Here is a 1,003-nt window from a genome sequence, read left to right as displayed (position 1 = left end):
TAGAACTACACATATCACACTACACACATTCCCTCCACGACGCTATTCCGATCTCGCCGCGGGAGTCGCGGCCGGGCTGCTCGTCGCCGGGGCGGCCGCCTTCGCCTTCTGGCCGGACGACAAGCCCTCAGCGCCCGTCGCCGGAATCGGTACGGCAACCCCGTCCACGTCGGCCCGGGGCTCGGCACCGGCGTCCGCCAAGCCGTCCTCCGCGCCGACGACGGCCGAGAAGAGCGGCAAGCCGAGCAGGACGCCCAGCAGGACGCCCAGCAAGTCCGCCTCCCCGTCCGCCACGAAGACGCCGAAGACCACCGGCGGCTGGTCCGCGCCGTCCGCGGCACCCGGCATCAGCGCGTCCGGCGGCTGGGACACCAAGGGCGGCCGTTTCGTCGGGACGCTCGTGCTGCGCATGTCCGCGTCCAAGGGCTGGGCCGTGTTCGAGCACCAGCACTCCGACGGCGGCCCGATGTGCGACTACGGCGTCGAGTACGCCAAGCCCGGCCAGACCCACACGTCGAGCTTCGGCTCCAAGTGCACCGGGATGTTCCGCGTCCGCACCTGCCTGGCGAGCAACATCGTCATGAACGGCAACTATCCGCAGATCTCCTACAGCCGCTGCACCCCCTGGCGCACGATCTTCCAATGACCCGCTGAACCGCTGACCCGCGAAGCCGCGGACATGAGAAGCGCGCCGCTCCCGGTCGGGAGGGCGCGCTTCGCCGTTCACGGGGACGACGGGACCGCGCGGGGCATCGGGAAACGGCGCGGGGCCGCCGCCCAGATGTGGACGGCGGCCCCGCGACGGCCTGTCAGTGCGCTCTTCCGCTCACTCCAGCTTGCGCGGCGGCGTACCCGCGTACTGCGGCTGGAGCCCGTTGGGCCCACCCGGGCCGGGCGGCTCCTGGTTGCAGTCCGGGTTGGTCCGGTGCTTCTCGCACCACCAGCCCGGCTGCGGGTTGCCGGCGCCGTTCGGCGGCTTGTCCGGGTCGCACAGCGGCTTGCC

Annotated in this window: 2 protein-coding genes; one reads left to right on the top strand and one right to left on the bottom strand. The window is 71.8% G+C overall.

The window, feature by feature from the left end:
• Nucleotides 1-42 precede the first annotated feature (42 nt).
• Nucleotides 43-411, bottom strand: coding sequence for a hypothetical protein (locus AB0J52_RS42190; RefSeq protein WP_500188948.1), 369 nt, complete (start codon nucleotides 409-411; stop codon nucleotides 43-45).
• Between AB0J52_RS42190 and AB0J52_RS42185 the strand changes: the two genes are divergently transcribed.
• Nucleotides 410-646: a hypothetical protein gene (locus AB0J52_RS42185; protein WP_500188946.1), complete on the top strand. Its 237-nt coding sequence runs from the start codon at nucleotides 410-412 to the stop codon at nucleotides 644-646. The genes AB0J52_RS42190 and AB0J52_RS42185 overlap by 2 nt on opposite strands.
• The last annotated feature ends 357 nt before the right edge of the window (nucleotides 647-1,003 follow it).

Origin of the sequence: Spirillospora sp. NPDC049652 (assembly GCF_040675125.1) — a bacterium.
Taxonomy (GTDB): Bacteria; Actinomycetota; Actinomycetes; order Streptosporangiales; family Streptosporangiaceae; genus Spirillospora.
The sequence above is the reverse complement of the archived record's forward strand: the minus strand, read 5'-3'. Positions and strand labels throughout refer to the sequence as shown.

Excerpts from the sequence above, each read along its gene's own strand:
- AB0J52_RS42185 (WP_500188946.1), top strand. The coding sequence starts at position 410 with ATGTCCGCGTCCAAGGGCTGGGCCGTGTTCGAGCACCAGCACTCCGAC.
- AB0J52_RS42190 (WP_500188948.1), bottom strand. The coding sequence starts at position 411 with ATGCGCAGCACGAGCGTCCCGACGAAACGGCCGCCCTTGGTGTCCCAG.